Origin of the sequence: Acinetobacter dispersus, assembly GCF_009884975.1 — a bacterium.
Lineage (GTDB): Bacteria > Pseudomonadota > Gammaproteobacteria > Pseudomonadales > Moraxellaceae > Acinetobacter > Acinetobacter dispersus.
This window is the reverse complement of the sequence record NZ_CP041970.1, coordinates 560,620-582,442: the sequence shown is the minus strand read 5'-3', so window position 1 is coordinate 582,442 and position 21,823 is coordinate 560,620. Positions and strand designations below refer to the sequence as shown.

The 21,823-nt window shown below is 43.5% G+C and carries 17 protein-coding genes and 1 pseudogene; 11 read left to right on the top strand and 7 right to left on the bottom strand.

The window, feature by feature from the left end; translation table 11 throughout:
- Window positions 1-18 precede the first annotated feature (18 nt).
- The 4 genes and pseudogenes from FPL17_RS02390 (at window position 19) to FPL17_RS02375 (ending at window position 5,336) form a co-directional block, all read left to right on the top strand.
- Entirely contained in the window at window positions 19-1,620 is a 1,602-nt protein-coding gene (locus FPL17_RS02390; protein ID WP_159882953.1) for a carboxyl transferase domain-containing protein, read from the top strand.
- 9 nt (window positions 1,621-1,629) lie between these two features.
- Window positions 1,630-2,464 (top strand): annotated as a pseudogene (locus FPL17_RS02385) (enoyl-CoA hydratase/isomerase family protein).
- Complete coding sequence (locus FPL17_RS02380; protein ID WP_159882949.1) at window positions 2,446-4,437, top strand: acetyl/propionyl/methylcrotonyl-CoA carboxylase subunit alpha; 1,992 nt, start codon at window positions 2,446-2,448, stop codon at window positions 4,435-4,437. Before FPL17_RS02385 ends, FPL17_RS02380 begins: the two are co-directional and overlap by 19 nt.
- Entirely contained in the window at window positions 4,434-5,336 is a 903-nt protein-coding gene (locus FPL17_RS02375) for a hydroxymethylglutaryl-CoA lyase (protein ID WP_159882947.1), read from the top strand. Before FPL17_RS02380 ends, FPL17_RS02375 begins: the two co-directional genes overlap by 4 nt.
- A 242-nt stretch (window positions 5,337-5,578) precedes the next feature.
- Here FPL17_RS02375 and FPL17_RS02370 read toward each other — a convergent pair whose 3' ends face one another.
- The gene (locus tag FPL17_RS02370) at window positions 5,579-6,517 is read right to left on the bottom strand and encodes a LysR family transcriptional regulator (protein WP_159886763.1); all 939 of its coding nucleotides are present in this window, start codon (window positions 6,515-6,517) and stop codon (window positions 5,579-5,581) included.
- A 201-nt stretch (window positions 6,518-6,718) separates the two neighbouring features.
- Between FPL17_RS02370 and FPL17_RS02365 the strand changes: the two genes are divergently transcribed.
- Window positions 6,719-10,186, top strand: a complete 3,468-nt coding sequence (locus FPL17_RS02365) for an indolepyruvate ferredoxin oxidoreductase family protein (RefSeq protein ID WP_159882945.1) — start codon at window positions 6,719-6,721, stop codon at window positions 10,184-10,186.
- A gap of 57 nt (window positions 10,187-10,243) precedes the next feature.
- On the opposite strand, the gene FPL17_RS02360 is transcribed toward FPL17_RS02365, so the two are convergent.
- Window positions 10,244-11,392 carry a winged helix-turn-helix domain-containing protein gene (locus FPL17_RS02360; RefSeq protein WP_159882943.1) on the bottom strand — a complete coding sequence of 383 codons (1,149 nt, stop codon included), beginning with the start codon at window positions 11,390-11,392 and terminating at the stop codon, window positions 10,244-10,246.
- Window positions 11,393-11,491: 99 nt separating this feature from the next.
- A complete protein-coding gene (locus tag FPL17_RS02355; RefSeq protein WP_159882941.1) occupies window positions 11,492-12,268 on the bottom strand; it encodes an AraC family transcriptional regulator in 777 nt (258 codons plus the stop codon).
- Between the two features lie 151 nt (window positions 12,269-12,419).
- Between FPL17_RS02355 and FPL17_RS02350 the strand changes: the two genes are divergently transcribed.
- The 4 genes from FPL17_RS02350 (at window position 12,420) to FPL17_RS02335 (ending at window position 16,593) form a co-directional block, all read left to right on the top strand.
- Entirely contained in the window at window positions 12,420-13,643 is a 1,224-nt protein-coding gene (locus FPL17_RS02350; protein ID WP_159882939.1) for an MFS transporter, read from the top strand.
- A 314-nt stretch (window positions 13,644-13,957) separates the two neighbouring features.
- Window positions 13,958-15,145, top strand: a complete 1,188-nt coding sequence (locus FPL17_RS02345; RefSeq protein WP_159882937.1) for a TCR/Tet family MFS transporter — start codon at window positions 13,958-13,960, stop codon at window positions 15,143-15,145.
- A gap of 118 nt (window positions 15,146-15,263) precedes the next feature.
- Window positions 15,264-15,635 (top strand): copper resistance CopC family protein, encoded by a 372-nt coding sequence (locus FPL17_RS02340; RefSeq protein WP_159882935.1) that lies wholly within the window; start codon window positions 15,264-15,266, stop codon window positions 15,633-15,635.
- Window positions 15,636-15,714: 79 nt separating this feature from the next.
- Window positions 15,715-16,593, top strand: coding sequence for a copper resistance D family protein (locus tag FPL17_RS02335; RefSeq protein ID WP_159882933.1), 879 nt, complete (start codon window positions 15,715-15,717; stop codon window positions 16,591-16,593).
- Window positions 16,594-16,662: 69 nt separating this feature from the next.
- Here FPL17_RS02335 and FPL17_RS02330 read toward each other — a convergent pair whose 3' ends face one another.
- Window positions 16,663-17,886 carry an MFS transporter gene (locus FPL17_RS02330; protein ID WP_159882931.1) on the bottom strand — a complete coding sequence of 408 codons (1,224 nt, stop codon included), beginning with the start codon at window positions 17,884-17,886 and terminating at the stop codon, window positions 16,663-16,665.
- 96 nt (window positions 17,887-17,982) lie between these two features.
- Here FPL17_RS02330 and FPL17_RS02325 point away from each other — a divergent pair, with 96 nt between their 5' ends.
- The gene (locus FPL17_RS02325; protein ID WP_159882929.1) at window positions 17,983-18,432 is read left to right on the top strand and encodes a winged helix-turn-helix transcriptional regulator; all 450 of its coding nucleotides are present in this window, start codon (window positions 17,983-17,985) and stop codon (window positions 18,430-18,432) included.
- Between the two features lie 125 nt (window positions 18,433-18,557).
- Window positions 18,558-19,337 carry a TorF family putative porin gene (locus tag FPL17_RS02320; RefSeq protein ID WP_159882927.1) on the top strand — a complete coding sequence of 260 codons (780 nt, stop codon included), beginning with the start codon at window positions 18,558-18,560 and terminating at the stop codon, window positions 19,335-19,337.
- A gap of 86 nt (window positions 19,338-19,423) precedes the next feature.
- Here FPL17_RS02320 and FPL17_RS02315 read toward each other — a convergent pair whose 3' ends face one another.
- From FPL17_RS02315 to FPL17_RS02305, 3 genes are all read right to left on the bottom strand, one after another.
- On the bottom strand, window positions 19,424-19,870 hold the full coding sequence (locus tag FPL17_RS02315) for a VOC family protein (RefSeq protein WP_159882925.1): 447 nt from the start codon (window positions 19,868-19,870) through the stop codon (window positions 19,424-19,426).
- A gap of 142 nt (window positions 19,871-20,012) precedes the next feature.
- Window positions 20,013-20,879: a cysteine ABC transporter substrate-binding protein gene (locus tag FPL17_RS02310; RefSeq protein WP_151716182.1), complete on the bottom strand. Its 867-nt coding sequence runs from the start codon at window positions 20,877-20,879 to the stop codon at window positions 20,013-20,015.
- A 35-nt stretch (window positions 20,880-20,914) separates the two neighbouring features.
- Window positions 20,915-21,814: a transporter substrate-binding domain-containing protein gene (locus tag FPL17_RS02305; RefSeq protein WP_151716183.1), complete on the bottom strand. Its 900-nt coding sequence runs from the start codon at window positions 21,812-21,814 to the stop codon at window positions 20,915-20,917.
- Window positions 21,815-21,823: the final 9 nt, after the last annotated feature.

The window sequence follows — 21,823 nt, the reverse complement described above, 5'->3', positions numbered from 1 at the left end:
TAAATCAGGATGCAGTTTATGAACCAATTACACAGCAAAATTAATGTTCGAAGTGAAGACTTCAAAACCAACCAACACACCATGCAAACATTGGTCAGCGATCTGAAACAAGTGGCTCAAAAAGTAGCACTTGGTGGTGGCGAAAATGCCCGCCAAAAACATTTGGCCAGAGGCAAACTATTACCACGCGATCGTATTGATCAACTGATTGACGTCGGTACTGCTTTTTTAGAAATTGGTCAATTGGCTGCTTACAAGGTATATGAAGATGACATCCCTGCTGCGGGTGTGATTGCAGGGATTGGTCAAGTTAATGGTGTGACCTGCATGATCGTCGCCAATGATGCAACCGTCAAAGGTGGCACCTATTATCCATTGACGGTGAAAAAGCATTTACGTGCGCAGGAAATTGCAGAGCAAAATCACTTGCCATGTATTTATCTCGTCGATTCAGGTGGTGCTTTTTTACCAATGCAAGATGAGGTGTTTCCTGATCGAGATCATTTCGGCCGTATTTTCTATAATCAAGCGCGTATGTCGAGCCAAGGTATTGCCCAGATTGCGGTGGTGATGGGCAGCTGTACCGCTGGTGGTGCTTATGTCCCCGCCATGTCTGATGAAACGATTATTGTCCGTAACCAAGGTACGATTTTCCTCGGTGGCCCACCATTAGTCAAAGCCGCAACAGGTGAAGTGGTCAGCAGTGAAGATTTGGGTGGTGGAGATGTACATACCCGCCTGTCAGGGGTTGCCGATCATTTAGCAGAAAATGATGAACATGCGCTTGCGATTGCCCGTAATATCGTTGCCAATCTGAATAAGAAGCCCAACGAATTAAACAAGCAGATTGATGAACCACTATTTGATGCCAACGAACTTTATGGCGTTGTACCAAGTGATGCACGTAAACCTTTCGATGTCCGTGAAGTCATTGCCCGCATCGTAGACGGCTCGCGCTTTGATGAATTTAAAGCACGTTTTGGCTCAACTCTGATCACAGGTTTTGCCTCTTTGTACGGTATGCCTGTCGGCATCATTGCCAATAACGGCATTCTATTTTCCGAGTCAGCACAAAAAGGTGCTCACTTTATTGAATTATGTACTCAGCGCAATATCCCATTGCTATTTATCCAAAACATCACTGGCTTTATGGTCGGTCGCCAATACGAAAATGAAGGGATTGCCAAGCATGGTGCCAAGTTGGTGATGGCGGTTGCCACAGCCAATGTGCCGAAGTTAACTCTGATTATTGGCGGTTCTTTTGGTGCAGGTAACTATGGTATGTGTGGACGTGCCTATTCCCCACGCTTTTTATGGACATGGCCGAACTCGCGTATTTCGGTGATGGGTGGCGAACAGGCTGCTAGCGTGCTATCAACCTTGAAACGTGATCAGATTGAACAAAAAGGCGCGCAATGGTCAGCACAGGAAGAAGATCAATTTAAACAACCGATTCGTGAACAATATGAGCACCAAGGGCATCCATATTATGCCTCTGCCCGCCTTTGGGATGACGGCGTGATTGACCCTGCTCAAACCCGTCATGTGCTGGGGCTGAGCCTTGCTGCTGCGCTGAATGCACCAATTCAGCCGACCAAGTTCGGCGTGTTCCGCATGTAAGAGGTGTCTATGAGCTATCAATTTTTACAACTGGAACGACACGGTCAAGTGGCCTATGTTTGGCTCAATCGACCTGAACTGCACAATGCCTTTAATACTACGGTGATTGAAGAATTACATGCCTGCTTTAACAGCTTAAATCAGCGTGATGATGTGCGTGTGGTGGTCTTGGCTGGACGTGGCAAAAGCTTTTCAGCAGGTGCCGATCTGAACTGGATGAAACAGGCAGGTCAAGCCTCTTCTGCTGAGAATGAAGCCGATGCGCTCAAACTTGCACAAATGCTCAATGCACTCGCGACCTTAAAGCAACCGACACTTGCGCGTGTGCATGGTATTGCCTTTGGTGGTGGTATGGGCTTGGCATCGGCCTGTGATATTTGTATTGCCAGTACTGACGCCAAATTTGCGACTTCAGAAGTTCGACTCGGCCTTGCACCATCGACCATCAGTCCCTATGTGATTCGTGCTATTGGTGCTCGACAGGCTTCTCGTTACTTCTTAACTGCGGAACGTATTTCAGCACGCGACGCCAAGCAGATTGGCCTAGCTCATGAAGTTGCTGATGCCGAAGACTTGGACCAAAAAGTTCAAGAAATCATTGATGCACTGTTACTCGGTGGACCTCAGGCGCAGGCTGCATCAAAACAGTTAATTCAGATGGTCAGCCACCAAACTATGAGTGATGATTTGCTCAAGCAAACTGCACAGCATATTGCTCAAGTTCGTCAAGGTAGCGAAGCAAAAGATGGTCTGAATGCCTTTTTAAATAAACAACAACCTGCGTGGACTTCCACCTCCCAATAACAACAATTCAGGACGATCACAATGTTTGAAAAGATTTTAATTGCGAACCGTGGCGAGATTGCCTGCCGTGTGATTCGTACTGCAAAAAAACTCGGTATTGCAACGGTTGCAGTGTATTCAGATGCAGATGCCAATGCACAGCATGTTAAATTGGCCGATGAAGCGATTTATATTGGGCAATCCCCTGCCACACAAAGCTATTTACAAGTGGATCGTATTATTCAGGCAGCGATTGATACTGGCAGCCAAGCGATTCACCCGGGTTACGGCTTCTTGTCCGAAAATGACCAATTTGCCCTCGCTTGTCAGCAACACAATATTTGCTTTATTGGCCCACCCGTGGATGCGATTCTAGCCATGGGTCTCAAAGCGACCTCTAAAGCCTTGATGGAAAAAGCAGGCGTTCCTTTAACACCGGGTTATCACGGAACCAATCAAGATGCCGACTTTTTAAAGCAACAGGCAGACCAAATTGGCTATCCTGTTTTAATTAAAGCCAGTGCTGGCGGCGGTGGTAAAGGCATGAGTCTGGTTGAACGCAGTGAAGATTTTCTGCATGCCTTAGCCTCGTGTAAACGTGAAGCTAAATCTAGCTTTGGTAATGATGACGTGTTAATTGAGCGTTATGTGATTCAACCCCGCCATATTGAAGTTCAAGTGTTTGGCGATACACATGGCAACTATGTGCATTTGTTTGAACGCGACTGCTCTGTACAACGCCGCCACCAAAAAGTACTCGAAGAGGCCCCTGCACCACAAATGCCAAGTGAAAAACTGGATGCCATGCGTCAGGCTGCGATTGATGCTGCCCGTGCAGTGGATTACGTCGGTGCGGGTACAGTCGAGTTTATTGTGGAACAAGACGGTACCGCGTATTTCATGGAAATGAATACCCGTCTACAAGTCGAACACCCTGTCACCGAAATGATTACTGGTGAAGATCTGGTCGAATGGCAATTGCGTGTCGCTGATGGTGAGCCGCTACCGAAACTGCAACATCAATTACAGATTCATGGTCATGCGCTTGAAGCACGTATCTATGCCGAAGAACCTGAAAAAGGCTTCTTACCTGCCATCGGCAAAATTGACTATCTACACTACCCAACACAAAACCAGTCTGTCCGTGTTGACAGCGGCATTGTTGAAGGTGATGAAATCACCACCTATTACGACCCAATGATTGCCAAATTGATTGTATGGGGCAAAAACCGTGAAGCGGCTTTGATCCAAATGCAACATGCGCTCGGTCAATTCCACGTCGATGGTTTAGGGAATAATATTGCCTTTCTGGAAAAAATTGTACGCTGTGATTCATTTAAACAGGCCAAACTGGATACCAACCTGATTCAGCATGAACAGGATTTCTTGTTCCGCCCTGAACAAATTAAACCTGAATTGGTAGTCGCCACGGCCTTTATCGAGTTTTTAAGCAAACTCAATCACAACCACTCTAGCCAAAAACAGTTATGGCAAGCACAACCGCTATGGCGTTTAAATATTGCTTTTCAGCAAAAGATTAAACTGAGCTATTTAGATCAGACTATTCACATCAAGCTAAGTTCGGCAGAACACGGTTTTAATGCTGAATATAACGGTGAAAGTTACCAGATTTCTGGACAATTGCTGGATGCGCATAGCGCTGTGACTCATATTAATGGCACCCAGCAGAAACTGTCTTTTAACCAGAGTTTGCAAGGCATTACCCTGTTCCATACGGGACAAAGCCATAAGTTTGGCTATATTCTTCAAGATTATCATCAGGACGATAGCCAAGCAGATCAAGGCCATCTCAAAGCACCCATGCCGGGTGTGGTAACACAGGTTCTGGTCGGCGCTAATCATAATGTCAAAAAAGACGATATTTTAATGACGCTTGAAGCCATGAAAATGGAATACACCATTCGTGCACCGCAAGATGGCGTGATTGTTGATGCCTATTTTCAGGTCGGTGATCAGGTCAAAGCTGGTGATGAACTGGTGGAATTTCAGCCTTTGCAGGAGGAAGTTGCATGAGTGAGTTTGTCAAAATCGTGGAAGTTGGCCCCCGAGATGGTCTGCAAAACGAAAAACAAGCGTTGACCGTCGAACAACGCCTAAACTTCATTCATGATTTAATTGCTGCTGGTTTAAAATCAATTGAAGTCGGTTCCTGTGTGTCTGCCAAATGGGTACCACAAATGGCACAAAGCGATGAGCTGTTTAAACAGCTCCAACAAGGTAGCGATCTGAATTTAAGCCTACTCACGCCAAATATCAAAGGCTTTGAGACTGCTCAGGCGGTGGGATGCAAGGAGGTTGCGGTATTTACCGCAGCTTCTGAAAGCTTTACCCGTAAAAATATCAACTGCTCAATCGACGAGAGCTTTGAGAAATTTGCTGATGTACTAAGTGCCGCTAAAGCGCAGAATATCCGTGTGCGCGGATATGTCTCTTGTATTGTCGATTGTCCTTATGAAGGTGCAATTGCTCCTGAGCAAGTGGTAAAGGTGGTTAAACGGCTTTATGACATTGGCTGCTATGAAGTGTCTTTAGGTGAAACCATTGGCACAGCAACACCAGATCGCGTTCAAAAGGTTTGGCAAGCCTGTCTGGCTGAACTCGACAGCAAAGTTTTGGCAGGACATTTCCATAATACTTATGGCATGGCGATTGCCAATATTTACCAGTCCTTACAACAAGGCATTCGTGTGTTTGATTCATCCCTTGCGGGACTGGGTGGTTGCCCCTATGCCAAAGGCGCTTCTGGCAATATTGCGACCGAAGATCTTTTCTATTTACTCTCCCATATGGGTTTTGAAACGGGGATTGATTTAGAAAAACTGATGCAAGCCAGCCAAAATATTAGCCATGTACTCAACCGAAAAAGCTTATCCAATTACAGCAATGCCTACTGGCAAACAAAGTGTGCTTAGTGATATCTAGATTCGGATTCACTTATCGTTTGGCGGCAAGCTTGATCAATGAAGCTTGCTCTGCTCATTAGCTCTCACCTTTTTCTCGTTACATGTCGATCGTGGGACGAAACTCGTCTATGCGATTTATTGAAATATAATATTTATCTCTGTACGAAATGCCTCTTTCTAAAGAAGCATTTTCTAGTTTTAATTTTAATTCTTATTCTTTTGATCCTTTTTCTAACACGCCTCAAAATTATTTATAAAAAATAATCCGTATCCTTTTGGATTTTAGGAGAAATATGCTGCTCGACCCACTCCAACCATGCCCGTGTTTTTGCATCTACAAAATGACGCGATGGCAATAAGGTATACACTCCAATATCAGGTGATCGCCAAGCAGGTAAAATACGGCGCAGTCGCCCTTCCCGAATCGCATCAATCGATGAGAATGTCGGCAGCAATGCAATCCCCATATCCTGCTGTACCACATCCAAAAGCAACTCAGGCGTATCAGCAATCAAGGGACCATTGATATCAATCTGATAAGAACAGCTATTTTCACTGATCAGGTGCCATTGTGGGGTAATTGAGGGATTGACCAAACGTAAGCAGGCATGCTTCTGTAAATCCTCCAGTATTTGAGGTTCGCCATACTTTTCCAAGTATGCAGGTGATGCACATAACACCGAAAAGATGGTACCAATTCGACGTGCCACAAATCTTGAATCTGCCAATGATTCTGTCAGATACAAACTGACATCAATGCCCTTACCTAACAAATCAGGCACATTCTGTGAGGTACGATATTCAACTGTAAGTTCAGGATAAGTTTGACAAAATTCTGCCATCATCGGTGCCAGATAGTGATGACCAAAACTGGCCATACTCAACACTCGCAATCGCCCTTGTGGTCTGGCTGCCATGCCCATCGCTTGGGCTTCGGATTCCTCCACCATCGCCAGTACTTGGCGACACTGCTCGGCATAAGTTTCACCGATCTCGGTCAAGGCATGCTGGCGGGTTGATCGTTGTAGTAGTTTTGTACCTAAACGCCCTTCTAATTCGCTAATTAATCGCGAAACTTGCGCAGTTGTCAGTTCCATCTGTTCAGCGGCAGCCGTGAAACTCCCGCTATCAATCACTTTCAGGAAGGCATGCATTGCATGTAGCAATCCACCATCAAGATTTTTGCGCATAACGTAAATATCTTTTTCTAAATTACGCATTGTTGCACCAGTCTGGATCAACCACAATGACAAATATGTACATTGATTGAGCAGCTTTTTTAGCGAACGCCGCTGATCAATCTTTTTAAAATATGTACTTACTCCAAATATTCAACCGGATGTTGAAAAAAGAAAGTAGTCAAAACTACACACAATTCTAAGGAGACATAAATGAATATAGCGACAAAAGTTACTCCAAAAATGATCGCTACTAAAGATGTATCACTGGACGATAAATATATCAGTGATCACGGTTCGGCCTATATGACAGGCATTCAGGCACTGGTTCGATTACCTCTAGCACAGACTCGTCGTGATGAGTTGAACGGGTTGCACACTGCCGGCTTTATTTCAGGTTATCGCGGTTCTCCTGTCGGTAACTATGACAATTTCCTTTGGCAAATTGGAGGCATACTTAAAGATCATCATGTCGTCTTTCAACCCGGTATTAATGAAGATTTAGCAGCAACCGCAATCTGGGGCACCCAGCAAGCCAATCTTGCAGGTCAAGGCAAATATGATGGTGTGAGCGCATGGTGGTATGGTAAAGGCCCAGGTGTAGACCGCTCAGGTGACGTACTCCGCCATGCCAACCTTGCAGGAACTGCCGAACATGGTGGTGTGGTTGCCCTATTTGGTGATGACCATTCCTGTAAATCATCGACTGTTCCCCATCAATCCGAACATGTGATGATGGGTTGTGGCATTCCAATTTTCTATCCAACTTCGGTGCAACATATTCTCGATTTGGGCGTCCATGCCATTGCCATGTCACGTTTTGCTGGGGTCTGGACCTCAATGAAACTGGTCAGTGAAATTGTTGAAACTTCGGCTTCGGTCATTGTGGATCTCGATCGTGTCACACCTGTTTTACCTGAAATCGAGCTACCTGCCGATGGCATCCATATCCGCTGGCCAGATCATGGTATCCAACAAGAACAACGGCTATATCAATATCGCTTACCTGCAGTATTGGCCTATGCCCGTGCCAATCAACTGAATCAGATCACATGGCCTTGTGAGCATGCCCGTATTGGTATTGCAGCCAGTGGTAAAGGTTATCTCGATACCATTGAAGCCTTGCGCATTCTCGGCATTGAAAATGAAACAGCGCAACAACTTGGGCTACGGGTCTATCAAGTAAGTTTAATCTGGCCTTTGGAACCACAAGGTCTGCGTGAATTTGCCGAGGGTTTACAAGAGCTGATTGTGGTCGAAGAAAAACGTCCTATTCTGGAAGCACAAATTAAAGATGAATTGTATTCCCTGCCTGATGAGCAACGCCCACATGTGATCGGCAAAGCGATCCATGGTAAAGGCGAATGGAGTACCTCATTTAAAGAAGCACCGCTGATTGGGCATTACGAGTTTCAACCTGAACCGATTGCCAAAATGCTGGCAGCACGTTTTCTGCAACTCGATTTACCTGAGAATTTAAGACAACAAATTCAGAATCGCATCGATTTATTGCAAAAAGCAGAACAAGAGTCACGCCGTGTGCTGGATCTGGCAGACCGCAAACCTTATTTCTGTAGCGGTTGTCCGCATAATACCTCCACCGTGGTGCCAGAAGGCAGTCGCGCCCTAGGCGGTATCGGTTGTCACTATATTGCGGTATCACTGGATCGCGGCACGGAAACTTTCTCGCAAATGGGCGGCGAAGGTGTGAGCTGGGCGGGTGCATCGCACTTTACCAATGAAAAGCATATTTTTGCCAATCTCGGTGATGGAACCTACTTCCATTCAGGCTATTTGGCAATTCGACAAGCCATCGCAGCCAATATCAACATCACCTATAAAATCCTTTATAACGATGCAGTTGCCATGACTGGCGGACAACATGTCGATGGACATTTGAGTGTCGCGCAACTGACCCGCCAGCTTGATGCAGAAGGCATTAAAAAGCAGGTAATCGTAACGGATGAACCTGAGCTGATCCATGCTGAAGAACACCTTGCGCCACATGTCGAAATCCGCCATCGCAATGATCTTGATGCAGTACAACGTGAATTGCGTGATATTTCGGGTGTGACCGCTTTAATCTATGTGCAAACCTGTGCCAGCGAAAAACGTCGTCGCCGTAAACGTGATGCTTATCCTGACCCTGCTGAACGCCTCTACATCAATAGCGATATTTGTGAAGGCTGTGGCGATTGCTCGAAAAAATCAAATTGTCTTTCAATTGAACCCGTAGAAACGACTTTAGGTACTAAACGTCAAATTAACCAAAGTAGCTGTAATAAAGACTTTACCTGTGTAGAAGGTTTCTGCCCAAGTTTTGTGACCGTGCATACACGCGATATGAAACGTCCAGCCAAGTTTGAGGGTTTTGCTACGGGTTGGCCTGAACATCCGATTCTTCCTCAACTTGATACGACACCAAGCCGAATCATGGTTGGTGGTGTGGGTGGTACAGGTGTGGTCACCGTCGGCGCATTATTGGGAATGGCCGCGCACCTGGAAGGTAAAGCAGCACGCGTCATGGACATGGCAGGACTGGCTCAAAAAGGCGGTACAGTTTATTCCTATGTTCAATTGGCCTCAGATGACGAGCAAATTTCCGCAACCAAAATCCCTACGGGTCAATGTGACCTTCTTATTGGTGCCGATGCAGTGGTGGCAGGCAGTAATGCAGCCTTGTCACGTTTAAAACCAAATGCAATGGTCATTGTCAATGAAGATAGCTCACCGACATCTGACTTTATTAATAAACGTGACTGGTTTGCGCCAATTACGGATTTGATCAATCGTCTTCGTGGTCATGTCGACCAAGGTAAACTGGTATCTTTACCTGCTGCACGTATTGCCACTCAGGTCTTGGGTGATGCCATCTTTGCCAATCAGATCTTGCTGGGAATGGCATGGCAATCTGGTCAGATTCCATTACTGCGTGAAAGTATTGAAAAAGCCATTCAACTTAATGGCACAGCAGTTGAAAAGAATCTTGAAGCTTTCCGCGTAGGTTGTCATCTTGCAAGCGATCCAGATCTGGCGAAGCGTCTACTCGACAGTTTGCCAAAACAAAATGCACCGCAAACGCTGCCAGAACTGATTCATGATCGTTCAGTCCGTTTGCAAGATTATTGGAATGATGCTTATGCTGATACATATAGAAATCTTGCAGAACAAGCGTCTAAAATGTTGCCTGAAGCGCTTGCAACCACAATCGCCACACAGCTGTATCGTGTAATGGCCTATAAAGATGAGTATGAAGTTGCCCGCCTGTTGACAGGTGCCAGCTTTAAAAAATCAATCGAATCGCAATTCGGGCGCGGTGTGCGTTTATCCTACCACCTCGCACCACCTACACTGGGTACCAATGTACGCAAACGTATTTTTGGTTACTGGATGCGTTTCCCGATGATGCTACTTGCCCGCTTACAATGGCTGCGCGAAAGTTTCTTTGATCCTTTTGCACGTCAACAAGAACGTCAACATGAGCATGCATGGCGTGATCGCTACATCGCCTTTGTTGAAACACTGATCTCATCACCAAACAGCTATGATTTGTCTATTGCAGAACAAATTGCTGAATTACCTGCTGAAGTCCGTGGTTTTGGACATATCAAAATGCAGGCGATGCAAAGCGCAAATCAACGCTGGGATGAACTTTCAAGCAAGCTCATCAATAAACCTTAATGATTCATTCAACCACTGACTGAGCCGATCCAATGTAAAAGATCACTCAGTCAGAGCTCATCCCAATTTGTTTCGATTCCAATCGAGTAAGGTACTCTGATTAAATTGAGCAAAACGATGCAATTCAAGCTCTAATGCCTGCAAAAATTCATCGCGATCCTGCATATTAGGATCTTCCAAATGCAGACGAATCACTTCTAGTCTTTTTTCGCGGCGATGCACTTTACAATCGATGCGCCCGACCAAACGATCCGCATAAAGTAGTGGTAAGCAAAAATAGCCATATTGCCTTTTGGCGGCAGGCACATAACATTCAATGCGATAATCAAATTCAAATAATGTACTCAACCGCTCACGATGAATCACCAGATTATCAAAAGGAGACAAGATTTTTACCTCCGCAGGGATAATCGGTGCATATTCCAACACCGCACTGGCAACATAAACAGTGTTTCCATTTTCAATTTTTATGGTTTGGAGTACACCAGCATCAATCTGCTCATCGAGTAATTTACGCATGATTTCACGTAAATCCTTGTTAGTTTTTAAATGTAGCAATTGCTTCCAAGTAAATACGCCATGCGCGCGTATGGTGGTCTTTAATAAATACTGCGCATATTCCTGTAGTGTTGGCGTACTTAAATCAATGCCCTGCGGTATGCAACGTTCAGTTAAATCATAGACTTTTTCCATGCCATTACGTTCACAGATCATTAAATCGCCTTGCATAAATAACTGTTCAAGTGCCTTACGACTTGGTCCAGCATTCCACCAACCAGCAGAGCCCTCCCGCTTACCTTTGTCCATATGTCTGAGACGTATGCTACCTTCAGCTTTCACCTGCGCCAGAATCTCATGCATCAATTGCTGATCGCCTTTGAAATAACGGCTCTCGCCATTGCGAATCGCATTCATCAAAGGCATGGCATAACGATAATCTTGCATTGGAAGATATGAAGCTGCATGTGCCCAGTGTTCAAAGATCTGTTGCGCTTGTACCAACTGATTTAAGTGGCTCAATTGATAATTCGGTACCCGACTCCACAACACATGATGATGCGCGCGCTCCACCACGGAAATGGTATCAATTTGCACATAACCCAGATGTTCAATGGCCTTCTGTGTTCCAGATAACCCTTCACCAAAGCTATTATTTTTTTCTAAACCTTGATGAGACAAAGCTAAGCGTTTTAATAATGAAATCATAATTTTATCATGTCTATCGTTTGCAGCTGTGGAGATAAATAGATGCTGAATAATAATCGTCAATACAGCTAAATTAGCACATGCGTGCGGTTTTTTTGGTTATTTTCCTTGTAAATAAAAACGTGGTGCAGCCCCCAAAGAACGTCTAAACGCAGCAGTAAAAGCACTGCTGCTGCTATAACCCAGCTCCATCGCTACACTGGTAATCGATTGCCCCAATTCCATTCGGGTCAAGGCATTGAGTAAGCAGGCCTGTTGTCGCCAATTGCTAAAACTCATCCCCGTTTGCTGCCTAAAAATTCGGGTGAAATTACGACGGCTCATCCCGACCTGTGCTGCAATTTGATCAAGATCATAATCTAAGCTCGGTGTCTTCAACAATTGCAAACACAAGGCAGCTAAACGCGGCTCTTGAGGTAAAGGGGCACTTAATGGCAGCTCTGGCATGAGTGCAATTTCTGCAATGATCAATCGCATTAAATAATCATCTCTCCCCCCAAAGTCATATTCGGCAGGGAGATCAACTGCTGTAGACAGTAGCTCATGCAATAACGGCGAGACATTGATCACTGCACAATGCATAGGCAAATCTGCCTGCAGCGCAGCTTCTGGAAGAATATAGGCACTACGTGTTTTGGTGATCCCACCCATATGTACTTCATGGTCAATCCCCGCAGGAATCCAAAGCGCGCGTTTCGGTGGAACCACCCAACTGCCTGTATGAGTTATTACCGTTAGCACTCCTGTAATCGCATATAGACATTGACCTCTGCTATGGCGATGACTCGCGAGAAGATGACCATCTGGATAATCATTGCCAGTTGCCATTACATTGCGGGGCACATCCTGAAAATCATTGACCTGAATATTGCGCATTGCCCTCATCCCTGAAAATGGCCTGAACTCGATACTATCTGTCCCAAATATGATTGTGGGCCGCTTTCTGTTCAGTTTAGGATAAAAACACTGAAAAACAAACCTTCTTTCCGTATCACAATTCAAGCGGATACAACGTGCTGGAGCAATCATGGCAAGCAATACAGGTACTCTTGAGCAGACATTTCCACAAACGCAATTTCCACCGAATGATCAACCCCAGAAATTGGTATTGCGTGTAGTCGGTGCAGTCGCTTTTGCCCATCTGTTAAATGATTCGATTCAAGCTGTGGTGACTGCAAGTTATCCAATGCTAAAAGCCGAATTTTCATTAAGTTTTGCTGAAATTGGCTGGATTGCCTTGGTCTATCAAATTACGGCATCCTTGTTACAACCGTGGATTGGCCTCTATACCGATAAACATCCAAAGCCCTATTTGCTGCCCGCAGGGATGGTTGCCACACTCATCGGCATTGGATTGATGGCAATTGCAGGTAGTTTTCAAAGTTTACTCTTTGCTGCCGCACTAATTGGGGTTGGTTCATCGACCTTTCATCCTGAAGCTTCTCGCATCGCCCGCACAGCCTCAGGTGGACGTTTTGGTACAGCCCAATCCATGTTTCAGGTTGGCGGCAATACCGGTTCTGCGATTGGACCATTAATGGCTGCGGCAGTGATTATTCCGAATGGACAAGGGGCAATAGGCTTATTTGTTTTGGTTGCGGCCTTAGCCATATTTGTTTTATTACGTGTCACCAAATGGTTAGTCAAACAAGCACCTGCACAACGCCTCGCCAGTCAACGTGCCATTTCGACCTTGACGCGTAAACAGGTGATTCAGGCCATGGCCGTCATCTGTGTGTTGATGTTTGCCAAATTTATCTATATCGCAGCGATTACCAATTATTTTACTTTCTATCTGATCGAACGCTTTAATGTTTCTATTCAAACCTCTCAGCTGTATCTATTTATATTTTTAGGTGCCGTTGCATTAGGTACTTTTGCTGGAGGTCCAGTTGGAGACCGTATTGGCCGTAAAGCAGTGATTTGGGTGTCATTCTTAGGCATTGCCCCATTTGCGCTGATGTTGCCTTATGTCGGCTTAACTGGCACGGCAATACTGGTCATTATTATTGGCTTAGTCATGTCTTCAGCATTTTCTGCCTTAGTGGTCTATGCACAAGAAGCAGTACCTGGTCGTGTCGGTATGGTTGCTGGTTTGATGTTCGGTCTTATGTTCGGTATTGGTGGAATTGGTGCAGCAGGTCTCGGTCATTTGGCCGATACGCATGGTATTGTGTGGGTATATAAGCTCTGCTCGTTCCTACCACTCTTAGGTTTTATGACTGCATTTTTACCGAATACCAAAAAATAATTATTTCCTCAGCAGATATGCGATGTGCAACTGCCACAGCGTATCTGCTTAATTTTCATACAATCTTGTACCTTTGCTATTTTTAGTGCTAAAATTTTCAACAAATGAGTGGATTGTTAAATCCATTCATTTCCATTGTTACGATAAAAAAACCGCGAAAAATTGATGTCTTTTTTGATTTTATAAAAGAATGCATCGACACATATCCCTCTCTTTAAGATTCGGTCAGCGTTCATCAGGGCTTGAGTTGTTATCAGGCATCGTTAACAGGTTTTCGCAGCATTGCTGTGCCTGCTTTTTCGATAGGACGCTTTATGAATCGCTCTCTATTTATTATTTTTTCGACCATTGCTTTAGATGCAATCGGAATCGGGCTGATTTTTCCAATCTTGCCCGCCTTACTTCAAGATATTACCCATAATCACCAAACTGCGCTGTACATCGGTCTGCTCGGTAGTCTCTATGCTGCCATGCAATTTATTTTTTCACCTATTCTCGGCACATTAAGTGACAAGTTTGGACGGCGCCCAATTCTGCTGCTGTCACTGGCAGGTTCAGCGATCAACTATCTATGTTTAAGCTTTTCCCATAGCTTTGCGCTGTTATTGATTGGTCGTATCGTTGCAGGCATGAGCAGCGCCAATATGTCCGTTGCGTCTGCTTATCTGGTAGATATTTCTAAACCAGAGCAACGCGCACAATACTTTGGCTTAATCAGTGCCATGTTTGGTGCTGGTTTTATCATTGGACCAATCCTTGGTGGTTTGCTCGGTGAATACTGGCTCAGGCTTCCTTTTCTCGTCGCAGCCATCCTTTCAGCGCTCAACTTTTTATTAGCCTATTGGGCACTGCCTGAATCGAAAACTGCAAATCTCGAAAAAGATCGAGCCGCTTCCCTTAATCCATTTAAATCATTTGCTTCACTTCGATCTATCCCCAATGTGCTGCCCCTGATTGCGATTTTCTTTATCTTTAGCGCTACAGGTGAGGCTTATGCAGTTTGTTGGGCGTTATGGGGGCATGCCGCCTTTCAATGGAATGGTTTCTGGGTAGGTCTTTCTTTGGGAATGTTTGGTTTGTGCCAAATGTTGGTTAAAGCTTTTGTTCCCCAACATGCATCCAAACGCTTTGGCAATCGAAATACAGTCTTAATCGGCATGGGCTATAGCGCTATTGCCTTAGTGGTGATGGCTTTTGCACAGCAAGGCTGGATGATTTTTGCCATCATGCCAATTTTCGCCCTCGGTAGTATTGGTACACCCTCTTTGCAAGCCTTAGCTTCACAAAAAGTCTCGCCTGAACAGCAAGGTCAATTTCAAGGAATTATTGCATCGACAATTAGTTTGGCCTCAATGTTTGCCCCGTTGTTGTTCTCAACCTTATATTTCCACTTTCAATCCGACTGGCCGGGTGCAATCTGGTTGAGTGTGGTCATGATTTACATCCTATCCCTACCTATTGTACTTCGTAGCTTAAAGCCAAGTCTGTCGGCATCAAAATGACAGAAAAGTAATTTCCACGTCGCGTAAATGTACCGATATCGCTTTGATAATAAAAGATGAAATCAGATGGCGCGCTTTGTGCCATCCCCAACTCATCATGCTTCAAAGAGGATCAAAAATGAATTTTTCTCAAAAAAGTAAAACCCTATTACGCAATCTTTTTGTTGGTACAACAATGATCATTGCCACCTCAAGTGCTTTTGCTCATGTCAGCTTAATGAGTTCCACCCCAGCTGCAAACACCACTGTTTCTGCTCAACCTAAAAATCTCAGCCTTAATTTTGCTGATAAGGTGATGTTAATGAAAATCCAAATTTTAGATGAACAAAGCCAAGCAGTACCGCTGAATTACAAAGTCAGCCATGACTTGAAAAAAACCTTTGATGTTGCTTTGCCAATACTGAAAAAAGGCAAATATAACGTACTTTGGAGCACCATGGGCAAAGACGGACATAACATGAATGGTGAATATAGCTTCACCTTGAAATAAGGCAACTACCATTAAAAATATATGAATAGCTTGGCTACAGCATGGGTTGCTGAGCTATTGATAAAAGGGAAGAAAAATAATGTCTGAATACTGGATGTTTGCAGCTTGGTTCAACAAAGTAAGCCTTTATCTCGGCATGATTATGGTCATCGGCGGTTCATTCTGTTATTTCCTACTGGATCGTTATACTGCAATAAAAAGGACCATTGTCCAATATATGACACTAGGTGCAGTGTTAGGATTGATCTCTAGCACTTTAGCTTTCTTGCTTTTGATTGGTAGCTTTGCAAACACAGGTCTCTTCGGCATGTTTGATTTGACCTATATCAATATTGTACTGAATACCTCAACGGGGCATATTCATCTGATTCGTATTGTCAGCTTTGCACTAATACTTACACTGCTTTTCGTGAAACTTCATCAAAAAAGTACCAGTATCAGAAGCTTTGAGAAAATCTTCTTCGCTATTCCATTAGTGCTTATTGTATATAGTTTTTCTCAACTGGGTCATGTCACCAATTTATCCATTTTTGCTCAGTTTTTATTGACCATCCATGTACTGGTCATGTCTGTTTGGATGGGATCACTGTACCCACTTTGGAAAACCAGCCACAGCATAAGTGGACTGCCATTAAAACAAGCTATGCATTTATTTGGGCGGATTGCGGCATTTATTGTGGCGGTTTTAATTGCATGTGGCGCCAGCATTGCCCTGCTTTTGTTTAAGGATTTTAATACCCTCATCGCAACGCCTTATGGGCAAGGTTTTATCATTAAACTGCTATTGGTGATCTGCATCTTACTATTAGCTGCTTTTAATAAATGGTATTTCACCCCACGTTTGCAACAGCCCCAATTTGCAAAACAGTTGGGCTATGCCATTTTGTTTGAAATGTCTTTGGGCTTTTTGATTCTCATGGTGACCGCGTATATTACGACCGTTGTTGGAATCGATTGATTTATTATAATGTTGATGCTGATTTAATATCTCTCAATTAACCTTATGTTTCTACACAGTGTCTAATGACTATTTAACATGCCGTGTTAAGCCCCAAAATAATAATGCCATTAGACTTCCGCAGGCACCTAGTAGGCAAACACCATACCATCCCGCTTTTGCATAGGTGATGGTTGTAGTGATTGCTCCTAATCCACTGCCTGCGGCATAGAACAACATATACAGTCCAATTAAGCGGCTTTGATTGTCCTGTCCAGTTTGCAAGATCATGCTTTGATTGGTGACATGTAAGGCTTGCCCGCCTAGATCCAGTAATAAAATACCGATGATTAATGCCACAATTGAGTATTCCATTTGAGCGAATGCCAACCAAGACAATAAGATGACGAGCAATGCAAAAGCACTGGTTCTTTGTACAAAGCCTTGATCTGCCCATTGTCCAGCTTTTGTGGCCATTAATGCCCCCAGTGCCCCAACCAAACCAAATGCACCAATAGCGGTATGGGAATACTGATAAGGAGGAGAACTCAACAATAATGCCAATGCACTCCAAAAAATATTAAACACTGCAAACATCAGCAATGCCAATATGCCTCGTATTTGTAAGAGCTTATTGTGATAAAGCAAACTTAACATCGACAAAATCAAGCGAGGATAACCCAGCATATTTGGTGTATTGGATCGTTGTGGCAAGGATTTCCATAGGGGTATTGCAATCATCAACATCAGTATTGCTGCACAAAAATATACGCTCCTCCATCCTGCTAAATCGCTCACACCTCCAGCAAAAACACGTGCTAATAACAATCCGATAAACACACCACTTTGTGCTGTACCTACGACATATCCACGCTCATGGGATTCGGCCACACTTGCAGCATAGGCAATCAGTCCCTGTGTCATGGCAGTCCCTAACATGCCAACAGCAAACATACTTGCAAATAAGCCCACAGCCGTTTTAGTGATACTTACAGCATTCAATGCAAGTACCAATCCGAATAGCTGTAATAGCATTAAACGTCTGCGATCGACTCGATCCCCCAATGGAACTAACAATAATAAAGCGACCGTACAGCCAATTTGAGTCACGAGAATGACACTGCCAACAGCGGCATAACTGATTGCCAAATCCGTTGCAATTGCATCAAGCAATGGTTGCGCATAATAGACATTGGCAACACTAAGCCCACTTGCAATGGCGAACAACCACACCAAACTGGTCGGCAATTTTTTTGACTGGATTAAAAGATGCTTTTCATTTTGTGATAAAGCCGATGTACAGGGACTATTCATCGCAAGACCAAACTAGTTTCAAATTAAAACTAGTTGAACCATAAGCCATCTAGTTTTAAAATGCAACTAGTCTGATCTAACTGTTCCGAGAATCCGATGTCACCAGATAAAATTTCCCTAGATGAACCTTGCCCTGTTGCACGTTGTGTTGATGTGATTGGAGATCGTTGGTCATTGCTAATTATTCGAGATGTGATGGATGGGATACATCGCTTTGGTGATCTACAACGCAGTCTAAGTGTTGCACGTAATATTTTGTCCAACCGGCTGCATAAATTAATTGATGCTGAAATTCTGGAAATGCAAGCCGCTTCAGATGGCACGGCTTATCAAGAATATATTTTGACGGAGCAAGGAAAACAGCTATTCCCGATCGTGGTTTCATTACGCCAATGGGGTGAACAATATTTATTTGGGGAAAATGAAGCGCATTCTGTCCTGATTGAAAAATCAACAGGAAAACCTGTTCCCTTGATGATACCCACCTCAAATGAGGGAATTCTTTTAAGTACCAGTACCACAGAAGTATTAAAAGTGAATCAATAGTCTATAAAATATGCGTTAAAAATTTATGCTTTCTTTACGCATATTTTACGATAATTTTATTATTTATCAATCAATTAAAACCTAACATACATCACATCAAATTTAACTCATATGTTGAGGATGTTATGAAAGGTTTTCATCAATTAGTGGTTTTGATTACAGCTTGCTCGTCAAATTATGCATTTGCATCAGATCAGCCCGTAACATCGAATTTAGTTCTGAGTGGGAATGTCGCTTTAGCCAGTGAATATCGCTGGCGTGGTCAAACTCAAACCAAAAACGATGCAGCGTTGCAAGGTAACTTTCTTTTAAGCCATTCCTCAGGATTCTATGCTGCGGCTTTTGCATCAAATGTCGATTTTGGTGATGAAGCACACTTAGAACTCGATCCTTTTATTGGCTATACGACTCCGATAAGCTTAGGGAAATTCCAACCCAGCCTCGATATCGGTATGCTGCGCTATAATTATGTCGGCAAAAGTGACTTAAATTATAATGAATATTATCTCAAGCTAATCATCAATAACACTTTGAACAATAATGATAGCTTTACACCGAGCATCAGCTATACCCCTCAATATGGAGGAAAAACCATTCGCCAAAGCGTTGGTGAAAATGTCAATAATTGGTATTTTAACCTTTTATATACCACTCCCATTGCCGAAACCAACTTTGGTGCCGTTGCAAGCTTAGGCTATTCCAAAGCAAGCCGAGAAATTTATGGAGGAGATCCGAAAGATCATTTTATCGATTGGAAAATTGCAGCGAATTATAATTACAAACCGATGAACTTAAGTGCGGAACTGGCTGCGATTGGAACCAACCTCGATAGCTCTGGTTATTCCGACAGCAATAAAAAAGGCGTTAAAACTGCCGCCGTGTTTAGCTTGACCAAGTTCTTTTAGGATTAAGATCAGAAAAGCGAAGTACAGCAAGCATCAACAAATATGCATGCTTGCTATATGACATTGCATTTTTATCGACTGATTTGTTAACCAGATTTACGCTGGAAGCCTTGTTGCTCCAATAATTGAGCCCGAGTTTCATAATCTACGACTACAAGTACCTGATGCAATAACCACATATATCCAAACGGATCTTTAAACATGGCATTTTTGATGCCCATTTTAGGCATATCTTGCACCGCCTGAATGACAGCTGCGCCCGCATCAACCGCTTGCTGCAATGTTTGCTCGATATCAGTGACGGTAATATTAAACCAAATCGGGATATAGCTTTCTTGGATAGGTGCCAGCAATTGGAAATCTGGGTTTTCATCCAGCATATGAAAATGAACCCCATGAATACTCATAATCACACTATTCTGTCCAAGCACAAAATCACCGACTTCAATTCTTTCGACCTCAAAAACCTGCTCATAAAACGCCAATGCGGTCATGGTATCTTTCACGATAAAATCTATTTCTGTGGTTTGCATCTGCTTTTTCTCTGTGTTTTTTTTATTCTAATCGGCAGTTTTTTTGACCACTGTCTATACTTTGTAATACACATCGATTTTTAATAATAAAAAGCCAAGCGAGATTCAACCTCGCTTGGCTTTTAAATCAATTGAAAAATGATTATTCAATAATTAAATCTTTGGCAGGAATACCATCGCCATAAACAGGTTTTAAAGTCTTTTCATAAGCTTGATGGATGACTCCTTGTTTGGCGAGTTTTTCCAAATCTTGATTTAACCAATCCAACAACTCCTTATTACCTTTCTGAACTGCGGGTGCGATCAAATCCTGCTCACCTAGATTGGTAATGCCGACTGTATAATTTGGATTCTCTTTTGCCCAAGCTAAGACCAATAAATTATCATGTGCCAACGCTGCACCACGACCATCTTTTAAGGCATCAAAAGTTTCAGTATTTTGCTCATACTTTTGCAGCTTAATTTCTGGATGTTGCTTGCTAAAGAAAGAGTCCGCTGTCGTGCCCTTATTTACCAATAAGGTCTGATCCTTTAATTGGGCAATATCAGTAATTGGTTTATTTTTCGGAGACACCACACCCAAGGCGACTTTTAAATAAGGCTTAGCAAAATCCACCACCTGTTCACGCTCTGGTGTCACGGTGAAATTAGCAAAAATAATATCGACTTTATTGGCCTTCAGATATTCCACTCGATTGGCAGCTTCTGTCAGTACGAATTGGACTTTATTTTCATCACCTAATAAATCTTTGGCCACATGTTTGGCAATTTCCACATCAAAGCCCTGATTTTTACCTTGTGCATCCAGATAACCAAACGGTGGCTTATCGCTAAACACACCAATACGCACCACCCCATTTTTCTTGATCTGCTCAATACTGGAGACTTGCGTTGAGGCCTCAGCGGATTTCTCTGCTGACTGTGGATTTTTATTACACGCTGCCAGTCCTAAACTGAATATAGAAGCCAGCAGTAATTTTTGAATATTTGACAATGTTATTGTTTGCATACGTTCACCTTTTTTAGTGTTTTAAAAATCTGTTATTACTTGGTGCTATCAACATCTAAAAAGATATTGGGATTCACTTTTTCACCATAAATCGGCTTTAAAGTTTGGTCATAAATATTCTGAACTTCACCTGTCGCCCTAAGCTGTTTGATTTCATCATTGAGCCAGTGCAGTAATTGGGTATTGCCCTTCTTCACGCCCGCTGCAATAAAATCCTCGTTACCAATTTGTGGAATACCCGCCACATAATTCGGATTCTTGGCTGCCCAGGCCAGTGCATAGGTACTGTCTTGGGAAATGGCATTACCCCGACCATCAATCAGTGCATTGAAAGCATCGGTATTTTGTCCAAATTTCAATAAATGAATTTTGGGATAGTTTTTACTGAAATAGATCTCCGAGCTTGAGCCCTTATTTACAATTAATGTTTTGCCTTCGAGACTTTTAACATCGGTAATGGCTTTGGCTTTGGGTGAGACAATCCCTAAGGAGGCTTTTAAATAAGGCTCGGAAAAATCAACTACCTGTTGCCGCTCTGGCGTCACCGAAAAGCTGGCAAAAACCACATCAACTTTTCCTGACTTTAAAAACTCAACCCGATTGGCAGCTTCTGCCACCACAAACTGAATTTTATTTTCATCACCCAGTAAATCTTGAGTGACACGCTTTGCTAAGGCCACATCAAAGCCCTGATTTTTGCCCACACTATCGACATAACCAAACGGTGGATTGTCGGCAAATACGCCAACTCGCAATACACCTTTTTTCCGAATCTGTTCCAGTGAAGTATCTTGAGCCGTACTTTTGGGCTCTGAGGAGGCGGATTGATTACAGCCCGTCAACACAGCTGCCATCAGTACGCAAGTGATGCCAAGACCAAACATTTTTGTTTTTGAAGAATGGGCATATTGCCCAATTGCTAAATTCAATCTCATAAAGTCCTC